Origin of the sequence: Pannonibacter carbonis (assembly GCF_003012935.1) — a bacterium.
In the GTDB taxonomy this organism is placed as follows: domain Bacteria; phylum Pseudomonadota; class Alphaproteobacteria; order Rhizobiales; family Stappiaceae; genus Pannonibacter; species Pannonibacter carbonis.
Window position 1 is genome coordinate 25,926 of sequence record NZ_PUDR01000026.1, and the last position, 9,723, is coordinate 35,648.

The 9,723-nt window shown below is 64.1% G+C and carries 6 protein-coding genes; 2 read left to right on the plus strand and 4 right to left on the minus strand.

What is annotated here, in order from left to right:
• Nucleotides 1-62: 62 nt before the first annotated feature.
• On the plus strand, nucleotides 63-1,283 hold the full coding sequence (locus C8348_RS21685) for a cell wall hydrolase (protein ID WP_106755394.1): 1,221 nt from the start codon (nucleotides 63-65) through the stop codon (nucleotides 1,281-1,283).
• Between the two features lie 269 nt (nucleotides 1,284-1,552).
• On the opposite strand, the gene hisC is transcribed toward C8348_RS21685, so the two are convergent.
• Nucleotides 1,553-2,608 (minus strand): histidinol-phosphate transaminase, encoded by a 1,056-nt coding sequence (hisC, locus tag C8348_RS21690; protein WP_106755395.1) that lies wholly within the window; start codon nucleotides 2,606-2,608, stop codon nucleotides 1,553-1,555.
• Between the two features lie 156 nt (nucleotides 2,609-2,764).
• Complete coding sequence (glyS, locus tag C8348_RS21695; RefSeq protein ID WP_106755396.1) at nucleotides 2,765-4,849, minus strand: glycine--tRNA ligase subunit beta; 2,085 nt, start codon at nucleotides 4,847-4,849, stop codon at nucleotides 2,765-2,767.
• Nucleotides 4,850-5,142: 293 nt separating this feature from the next.
• On the opposite strand from glyS, the gene C8348_RS21700 reads away from it, so the two are divergent.
• Nucleotides 5,143-6,780, plus strand: coding sequence for a putative bifunctional diguanylate cyclase/phosphodiesterase (locus tag C8348_RS21700; RefSeq protein WP_208983858.1), 1,638 nt, complete (start codon nucleotides 5,143-5,145; stop codon nucleotides 6,778-6,780).
• Nucleotides 6,781-6,814: 34 nt separating this feature from the next.
• Here C8348_RS21700 and C8348_RS21705 read toward each other — a convergent pair whose 3' ends face one another.
• Both C8348_RS21705 and C8348_RS21710 read right to left on the minus strand, forming a co-directional pair.
• Nucleotides 6,815-8,773, minus strand: a complete 1,959-nt coding sequence (locus tag C8348_RS21705; protein ID WP_106755397.1) for a DUF2207 domain-containing protein — start codon at nucleotides 8,771-8,773, stop codon at nucleotides 6,815-6,817.
• A gap of 11 nt (nucleotides 8,774-8,784) precedes the next feature.
• Nucleotides 8,785-9,342, minus strand: a complete 558-nt coding sequence (locus tag C8348_RS21710) for a LemA family protein (protein ID WP_106755398.1) — start codon at nucleotides 9,340-9,342, stop codon at nucleotides 8,785-8,787.
• Nucleotides 9,343-9,723 lie beyond the last annotated feature (381 nt).

Sequence of the window (9,723 nt, forward strand, 5' to 3'; positions counted from 1 at the left end):
GGGGAAAGATCCCCTTCACAAGTGACCCCGGCGGGACCGGGCCTGTCGGAGTGGCGTTGCGTATGTTTGGCCCCGTGTATCTTTGCGGAAAGCCGGTCCGGCCGCGCCGGCGCTACCGCCTGCGTCACGCCCTCGCGCTGACGCCCTTCGCGCTTCTGGCGCTTTCCCAACCCCTGGCCGTGCAGGACGTGTCGGATCTTGTGGCAACACAGGGCGGCAAGCGACCCGAATGGATGGCCTCGCTGGAATCCTCGGCCGCCCCGATGGTGATCGCGCCGACGCTGGTGCTGGCCGATGCCGGCGCCGGGCGAGGCACAGCACCCGATCCGTCCGTTGTCACCGCAGAGCAAGGCATCCAGTCCAGCGTCATCCGCGGCCTGGACGAGGTTGTCCGCGAGGCACTACCGACCGAAATCCCGGAAGAAATCCGCATCAACCGTGATCTCAAGGGCGACCGGCACATTTCCATGGCCCCCGACCGGGCGATGCTGGACCAGGCCTCAGGCTCGGTCTATGCGCTGGCCAGCCTGATCGGCACCGAGACGCAGAAAGAGCTGCCACGCGTGGCCTTCGTCAAGCCGGAGCCGATGAGCCAGGCAGAAACCAAACAGTTTGCCGCAGCCTCCAAATCCAGCCGGCGCGGCAAGCCGGGCGAGGCAGCGCCGATGGACCTGCAGCAGGTCATGATGGCGCGCAATGCCGCCGCCGCCAGTTTCTCGCTGGTTTCAGCCTATGCGCCGGAGACGGCGGTGGACACGCGCGACCCGTTCAATGCCCTGTTCGGGGCGCAGTATGAAGACGACCTGCCGCCGCCGGAGGATCCGAAGAACCCGCATTGGTGGGCGCAGCGGCCGTTGCCGCCGTCCGTCCATGAAGCCAAGGAATTGCGTTGCCTGGCGGAGGCGATCTATTTCGAAGCGCGGGGCGAGAGTGAGGAAGGCCAGGTGGCCGTTGGCCAGGTGGTGCTCAACCGGGTCAAGAACCCGGCCTATCCGGACACGGTCTGCGAGGTGGTCTACCAGAACCGGCACAAGCGCAACCGCTGCCAGTTTTCCTTTGCCTGCGACGACATTCCGGACCGTGTGAGTGAAGGTGCCCCTTGGGCGCGGGCGCAGCGGCTGGCCAAGGATCTCGTCGCCGGGACGCAGTATCTGCGCATGGTCGACGCCTCGACCCATTATCACGCCACCTATGTGCGCCCCCGCTGGGCCAGCCAGATGTCCAAGCGCGGCCAGGTCGGCCTGCACATCTTCTACAAGACCTATGCGGGCGCGTGGAACTGAGGGGGCTCAGGCTTGCACGAGGCTGAGCCTCTCCGCCCCTCTCCCCCCTTGAGGGGGAGATGTCTGCGTCAGCAGACAGAGGGGGGTCTGCAGCGCTCATGCACAATACACCGTCTAAGCCGACCGACAGGCCAACACCCCCCTCTGCCCCCTGACGGGGGCATCTCCCCCTCAAGGGGGGAGAGGGGCGCTGCGGCGAATTGGCTGCATCAGCCCGCGACGCGCGAGAAGTCGGCGACGAGACCGGCAGTGTCGCGGATTTCCACCCGTCACAATATTTGGTCAATTGCCTTCAGAAACTGACGGCATTCCTCGGTTGCGCCAATGGTGATGCGGACGAAGTCGGCAATGCGAGTCTTGTTGAAGTGGCGCACCAGGACCGCTTTCTCGCGGAGACGCTTCGCCAGGTCAGCCCCCTGATGGGCCGGGTGGCGTGCGAATACAAAATTGGCCGAAGAGGACAAAACCTCGAACCCGCGCGAACGAAGCTCCGCTGTGATCATTTCCCGGTTAGCGATGACCTTGCCACATGTCTCCAGGAACCAGGCCTCATCCTCTATGGCGGCTTTGGCAGCTGCCTGGGCAAGCCGGTCCAAGGGATAGGAATTGAAGCTGTCCTTCACCCGCTCCAATGCCTCGATCAGCGGCCGCTGGCCAAGCGCGAAGCCAACCCGCAGGCCTGCGAGCGCCCGGGACTTGGAAAATGTCTGCACCACCAGCAGATTGTCATGGCGCGGAATAAGTGACGCAGCAGTCTCGGCCCCGAAATCCACATAGGCTTCGTCGATCAACACGACCTGATCGGGATGACCTCTGACAAGCTTTTCAATTTCGTCAAGCTGCAGGGCGGTTCCGGTTGGTGCATTGGGATTGGAGAGAACGATGGCACCGCAGGGGCGATTGTAGTCCGCTATACCGACACGAAATGTGGCATCAAGCGGGACTTCTTCGACTGTGATGCCGAACAGACGCGCATAGGTCTTGTAAAAGCTATATGTGATGTCCGGCTGTAGGAGCGGCGCGTCGTGCTTGAGAAGGCCAGCAAAGGCGAAGGCCAGCACTTCGTCCGATCCGTTGCCAACGAAAACTTCTTCCGATGTCAGGCCAAAGCGGGCGGCAATTGCCTGACGAAGATCGGCAGACGCCGGATCAGGATAAAGCCGAAGGCTGCTGTCTGTCGTAGCAGCTATCGCATCAAGCACCCGCTGAGAGGGAGCGTACGGGCATTCATTGGTGTTCAGCTTCACCAAGTTTGGAACCTTTGGCTGTTCGCCAGCCACATAGGGTTCCAGTGTGTGCACTGCGGAGGACCAGAAGCGGCTCATTCTCTACAGCTCCCTTTTGCTGACGAAACGGATAGCCGCCTGGACACCCAAGCACAATCCCCCAGGGATGCGCGCTGCATTCCCCCCCCCCCACCCCTCACCCCTCCCCACGAGGGGGAGGGGGGCGGAGAGGCCTCAGCCAGGTTCAGGTCGCGGTCAGCCCGCGACGCGGGAGAAGTCGGCGACGAGGCCGGCGGTGTCGCGGATTTCGGCGAGCAGGCGCAGGCGGTTGAGGCGCAGGGCCGCGTCGTCGGCGTTGACGAGGATGTCAGCGAAGAAGGCATCGACCGGACCGCGCAGGGCGGCAAGCGCCTCCATGGCAGCCTCGAAGTTTTCCCCCTTCAGCGCCTCGGCCACACCGGCCCGGGCCGTGTCGATGGCGCTGGCGAGTGCGATCTCGGCCGGTTCGCGGAAGTGATCCGCCTGCGGGCGGCCGGAGACGGCGGTGCCGTCCTTCTTCTCTTCCGCCTTCAGGATGTTCATCGCACGCTTGTAGCCGGCGAGTAGGTTGACCCCATCCTCGGTGGCGAGGAACCGGCCCAGCGCCTCGACGCGGCGCACGACCATCAGCAGATCATCCTGGCCGCCAAGGCCGAAGACGGCGTCGATCAGGTCATGACGGGCGCCCTCTTCCTTCAGATGGACCTTGAGACGGTCTGCGAAGAAGGACAGGAGGTCGTCACGCAGGGCAGCAGCAGCGCCGGCACCGACGCGCGCGGCAATAATGCCCTCGATCAGCGCGCCGAGGTTCAGGCGCAGGCCGTTGTCGAGAATGATGCGGATCACGCCGAGGGCGGCGCGGCGCAGGGCGAAGGGGTCCTTGGAGCCGGTCGGCTTCTCGTCGATGGCCCAGAAGCCCGCGAGCAGGTCGAGCTTGTCGGCGAGCGCGACGGCAATGGCCACCGGATCGGACGGCACCCGGTCGGACGGGCCCTGCGGACGGTAGTGGTCCTCGATGGCGGTCGCGACGGAGGCGTGTTCGCCCTGGTGCGTGGCGTAGTAGCGGCCCATCAGGCCCTGCAGCTCGGGGAACTCGCCGACCATGCCGGTGACGAGATCGGCCTTGGCCAGACGCGCGGCCCGGCGGGCAAGATCGGCATCGGCGCCAACGGCAGGCGCAAGCTCTGCGGCGAGGGCTTCAAGGCGCTTCACGCGCTCGCCCTGCGAGCCGAGCTTCTCGTGGAAGACGATGCCGTCGAGCTTGGCGAGGTTGTCCTCCAGCTTCGTCTTCAGGTCGGTCTCCCAGAAGAAGCGGGCGTCGGACAGGCGGGCGCGGATGACCTTCTCGTTGCCGGTGATGATGGTGGTGCCGCCATCGGCCGCGATCAGGTTGGAGGTCAGCACGAAACGGTTGGCAAGGCGGCCGGTGGCCGGATTGCGCAAGACGAAGCACTTCTGGTTGGCGCGGATGGTGAGGCGGATGCACTCGTCCGGGATGGTCAGGAACTCTTCCTCGAAGGTGCCGGTGAGCACGACCGGCCATTCGACGAGGCCGGCGACTTCTTCCAAGAGGCCCTCGTCCTCGACCAGCTCCAGCCCCAGCGCCATGGCCTGGTTGCGGGCGTCATGCAGGATGACGTCCTTGCGGCGGTCGGCGTCGAGGATGACCTTGTGCTTTTCCAGCTTCGGCATGTAGTCGTCGAAGCGGCGGACGGTGAAGTCCTCGTTGCCGTGGAAGCGGTGGCCACGGGTGACGTTGCCGGCGCGAATGCCATCGACCTCGAAGTCGATGATGTCCGGCTCTTCCGTTTCCGGACCGAAGGTGGCGATGATCGACTTGAGCGGACGCACCCAGCGCAGCGAGCCCGAGCCCCAGCGCATGGACTTCGGCCAGGGGAAGGTGCGGATGATGCCCGGCATCACCTCGGCGATGATCTCCGCCGTCGGGCGGCCCGGCTTCTCGATGACGGCGATGTAGAAGTCGCCCTTCTTCGGATCGCTCTGGATGGTGGCCTCGTCCAGCGAGGCAAGGCCGGCGCCGCGCAGGAAGCCCTGGATCGCCTGGTCGGGCGAGCCGACGCGCGGGCCCTTTTTCTCTTCGCGGGTCGGGCTGGACGCCGCCGGCAGACCGGCGATGTGCAACGCCAGACGGCGCGGCGTGGAGAAGGACTTGGCACCCTCGTAGGTCAGACCCGCTTCAACCAGCGCGTTGGTGAGCAGCGACTTGAGGTCCTCGCCTGCGCGCCGCTGCATGCGGGCGGGGATTTCCTCGCTGAACAGCTCAAGCAGGAGATCGGGCATCGTGGTGCAAAGCCTTCGCTAGAGGGGAGGTCCTGCCGCATCGGGACATGATGCGCGCAGCAACAACAGGCGTTGTCCGTTACCAACTCGCAGGCCGGTTGTCACCCCCCTGCAAAACAGACATGCCCCGGAATGGGACTGCAGCATGTCAAGTAATCCGCCACCTGCTGCAGTGCACAGTTAATATTGGGCAGGACCTGATTAATCTCCGCTCAGAATGAAAGAGACCGCACTTCACTGTTTCGCAAGAAAAATGCCTTAAGTTGTCCGAAGGTTGTGAAATGTGCGGTGTCATGAGCTTGAAGAATTTGTGGTGGTTTGTCGTCGTGAAGAACAGGTCGTTGGCGGGCGCAATTGCCTTGTCATTTCTACCTGTCGTTGCACTTGTCACGACAATCACATTCTTCTGGTTGCTGCCACGTCTGGGTGAACTCCGGCTCCGTTCCGGTCCCTCACTCTGGATCACAGACTCCTTTCTAGCCCTGGTCGCCGGCACCATTGCCGGAGGGCTGGCCCTGGCGCTCTGGCGTATGCGGCGGCTTCGGGCGGAGGCGGAACGGCAGGAAGCGGCGGCTGTCGACGCCATGGCGCTGGCCCAACATGATGCGCTGACCGGCCTGCCCAACCGGCGGCGGCTGGAACAGGCCTTCCCCGGCATGGTCCATCTCCTGGATCCGGACGAATACCGGGCCGTGATGATGATGGACATGGACGGGTTCAAGCCCATTAATGACGTCTATGGCCACAGTTTCGGCGACCAGATCCTGCGGGAGTTTGCCGACCGGCTTGTGGAAACCGTCGGGGATGACGGGCTGGTGGCTCGCCTCGGCGGCGATGAATTCGCGATCATCACTCCGGTGCTGGAGAACAAGGATGCAGCCACGGGCATTGCCCGGCGGCTGCTCAACCGCATTCAGGAGCCCTTTGTCGTTGGCGAGCGGCAGGTCAGCATTTCCAGCGGGATCGGCATCGCCGTGTTTCCCGACAATGGCTATTCCATCGTCGAATTGCTGCGCCGCGCCGATGTGGCGCTGTACCGGGCCAAGACCTCCGGCCGGGCAACGTTCCGCTTCTTTGAAGTCGAGATGGATGCGGCGATCCTGCACCGGACGCTGCTGGAACAACGGCTGCGGGTGGCGATCTCGTCACAGGCCATCCAACCGCATTTCCAGCCGATCCTCGACCTGAAAAGCCGCCGGATCGTCGGTTTCGAGGCACTGGCGCGCTGGACCGACCGGGATTTCGGCACGGTGCCGCCAGCCCAGTTCATTGCAATTGCGGAAGATTGCGGCCTGATGCCGGAACTGACGGAGCATCTGCTGCGCTGTGCCTGTGCCGCTGCCGTGAACTGGCCGAGCGATACGTATCTGTCGTTCAACATCTCGCCGGTTCAGTTGCAGGACCGGATGCTGCCGCTGAAAGTCATTTCCATCCTTGGCCAGACAGGCCTTGCCCCGCGCCGGCTGGAGTTGGAAATCACCGAGAACTCGCTCGTCCGCGACCCGAAGACGGCGAAGGAGATCCTTGACCAGTTGTCGGCCGCTGGCATCAAGATCGCGCTAGACGATTTCGGCACCGGGCATTCGAGCCTCAGATACCTGCGTGAATTCCACATCGACACACTGAAGATCGACCAGTCATTCATCGCCCGCATGTCCATCGACGAGGAAAGCGCCGCCATCGTGCGTGCCATTCTCGGCCTGTCGCAGGGACTGGGCATCGAGACGGTGGCGGAAGGCATCGAGGAGAAGGACCAGATCGATGCCCTGAATGTTCAGGGCTGCCGTTTCGGCCAGGGATTCCTGTTCTCGGCCGCTGTTCCGGGGGCCGACGTCGAGGCGCTATTCCAGGCGCTCAGTGCTACCGGCGAGAGACGTCAAGCGGGCGAAACTGGCATACCCCCGGCCAACGCGAAGCGCGCCCTGCCCTAAGGGCCCTGATGCCAGGTTACGGCTGAGCCAGGCCTTACCAGCCGCCGCCACCACCGCCGCCGCCGCCGCCGCCCGAGAAGCCACCGCCACCCCCGCCGCTGAAAAAGCCGGAACTGGATGAACTGGGCGCGGGAAGCGAACTGGTGAAGGACGAGGACATGGCGTCCACCGTACCTCCGAGATCCCGGGTGAAAGACGCCGGATCGAAGCTGCCGCTGGTCCAGTGCGGATGATAGCTGGCCGCAGCTGCCGCCCCGGCCGCCGTGCCGAGCCAGGTCTGGAACGCCTCTGACCAGGGCTCCTCCACATCCAGGGCTACCGCATAGGGCAGAAGCGTCTCGAAATGCTGCGGGCTCATCAGCGGCACGCCGGTCATGTTCATCCGTTCGGCCTCGGCGACCTCCAGATACATGCGCAGCCCCTCGATCTCATCGAGCACCTGCCGCCCCAGCGCCGTCGGGGCCCCCATCAGCCGGAAGAACAACAGGTTGAGCCCGAGCAGCACGGTTGCCAGCAACGGCAGCAGCGGCGTCTCCATAACCAGCGACAGCCCGACATGACCAAGGACAACATAAAGGGCGGAGCCGATGGCAAAGCTGACCAGCACGGCGGCCAGGCGGGTTGCCAGCTTGGCCCGGCGCATCAGCGCCTTGCCGATCAGCACAGACACAGAACTGAGCAGTCCGCCGACCATCACGACCGGAACCAGCAGGATCATGTCGAGCTCGCTGATCCGGCCAAAGAAGATGATCGAGGCGATGGTCAGCACGCTGAGCACCACGCCGACGACGAGGAAACCGGTGTTGTGCCGGAAATAGGCGTCCTGCCCGTCGCGCTCGACGGAGGCGCGGAACAGCTTGCCGAGTTTCTGGACCGACTCGCCATTCGCCTTGTTGATGGTGACATCGCCGCCCCTGCCCGTCAGCCATTTCAGCGTCACGTTTTCGTTGCGCGCAAGCGCCGCCGTGCCGGGCGCCTGCGTCGGCGCGGCAAGGGCCTCCATGCGCAGATCGTCGCCCGAGGTGTCGAGCCGCAACCGGCCCTTGACCGCCAGGTTGAGACAGGCCGCGGTCAAGGCGCGCCAGCCGCCATCGGAAAAGCCGCGATGCTCGATGTAGTGCACCAATGCCGGCGACAGGCCTTTCGGTGGCTCAAAACGGGGGAAGATCACGCCGGGCTTGGGATCCCTGCCAACGCGCCACCAGGTGACGAGGTAGTAGATCAGGACCACCATCAGCCCGGCGCCGCCCAGCAGTTCATTGCGATAGTCGGACAGGAAATACAGCACAGCCTCGGCATCGCCCGGCGGGGAAATGACGCCCTTCTCAAGGCCGACGACAACGGTCAACCCCTCACGCGGCTGCAACGGACGGGTGGCGGTGAAGACGATGGATTGCCCGCCGTTCTCGGCATAGGCAGAGTAGTCCGCTCCATCGGCACCATAGGGGCCCGTGTAGGCGGTCCAGTCCAGGGCGCCGGCCCCTTCGGGGAGCACCACGCGGGCGGTCGCCTGCTCAATCGGGAAGGCCCATTCGTTGCCAGTGGCGTTCCAGTAGATCTCGTCCGCCTCGGCAAAGTAACGGATCTGCCGGGTGGTGTCATAGACGATGCGATAGGTGTGGCGGCCATGGTCGAGGAACACGCTCTCCTGGCCGATCAGGATGCGCACGCCGCTGTCGCTGGAATTGACCTGATAGGGCTCGTCAGAGCCGTTGCGCTCAACCGAGACGAGGTCAAAACCGGCCCGGGCGATGCGGCCGCCCTCCATCTCGAACAGCAGCGGCACATCGCGGAAGATGCCGCGCCGGATCTCCCGGCCTTCCGCTTCGACCTCGATCACCTCCGTCACGCGCAAGCTGCCATTGCTGCTGGCCGCGATGGTGGAGGTGAAGCGGATGATGCGCTCGGCTGCGGCCAGGGGCAAGGCATTGCCCAGCAGAACGACAACAGCAACGAACAGCGCGGCGAGACGGATGGCCGGAAACAAGCGCATGGCGGGACCTGTCAGAACGAGACCTTGGGCAACGCGCGGTCGGCCGGATCCTCGATCTCGAAATACTCGGCCTTGGCAAAACCGAACTTGCCGGCGACCAGATTGGACGGGAAGCTCTCCACCATGACGTTGAGACCGCGCACGGCGCCATTGTAGTAGCGCCGCGCCATCTGCAACGCATCTTCGACCTTGTCGAGGCCTGCCTGCAACTCGCGGAAATTGTCGCTGGCCTTCAGGTCCGGATAGGCCTCGGCCACCGCGAACAGCCGCCCCAGCGCCTGGGAAATCTGGCTTTCCACCGCAGCGCGTCCCGCAACGTCGCCGGCCGGCACACGGGAGGCGGCACCGCGCAGGTCCGTGACGGCCTCAAGCGTCGCCTTCTCGTGGCTGGCATAGCCCTTGACCGTCTCGACAAGGTTCGGGATCAGGTCAGAGCGGCGCTTGAGCTGCACGTCGATGCCGCTCCAGCCTTCTTCAACCATCTGCCGCTTCTTCACGAGGCCATTGTAGAGCGCGATGAGATAAAGCGCGGCCGCAACCAGCGCCGCAATGACAATCCAGAACCCCATGACGGCTTCTCCAGGCGAGAGCAATTCCCGGCGTGACGCTATCGCCTGACGCTGCAGATGTCATCCGTGGTGATGCTGGTGTGTGCCCGGCAATGCCCCTCTGCTCGTTGCTCCTGCATAGGCAGGAGTCCAGTAGACGGCGCAGAACTGGTGACGCAAAGACATCAAAACACAATCAGCTCGACAGGTTACTGGGCTCCTGCCTGCGCAGGAGCGACGAGACTCGATGTGCCGGCAGGATCCCCGCCTTGTGCCACTGCTGTCCGGTTTAAGTTTCTGGACAAGGTGCATGACATTGATTCTACTCGTGTTCAGGCGTTTAGCGACGGTCTGGACACGGGCAGGAGGTCAATGTCATGCGTCATGAGAATAGCGTGTTTC

Bases quoted from the DNA above. Each gene is read 5' to 3' on its own strand.
- C8348_RS21685 (WP_106755394.1), top strand. From the start codon at position 63: ATGTTTGGCCCCGTGTATCTTTGCGGAAAGCCGGTCCGGCCGCGCCGG.
- hisC (WP_106755395.1), bottom strand. From the start codon at position 2,608: ATGAGCCGCTTCTGGTCCTCCGCAGTGCACACACTGGAACCCTATGTG.
- glyS (WP_106755396.1), bottom strand. From the start codon at position 4,849: ATGCCCGATCTCCTGCTTGAGCTGTTCAGCGAGGAAATCCCCGCCCGC.
- C8348_RS21700 (WP_208983858.1), top strand. From the start codon at position 5,143: ATGAGCTTGAAGAATTTGTGGTGGTTTGTCGTCGTGAAGAACAGGTCG.
- C8348_RS21705 (WP_106755397.1), bottom strand. From the start codon at position 8,773: ATGCGCTTGTTTCCGGCCATCCGTCTCGCCGCGCTGTTCGTTGCTGTT.
- C8348_RS21710 (WP_106755398.1), bottom strand. From the start codon at position 9,342: ATGGGGTTCTGGATTGTCATTGCGGCGCTGGTTGCGGCCGCGCTTTAT.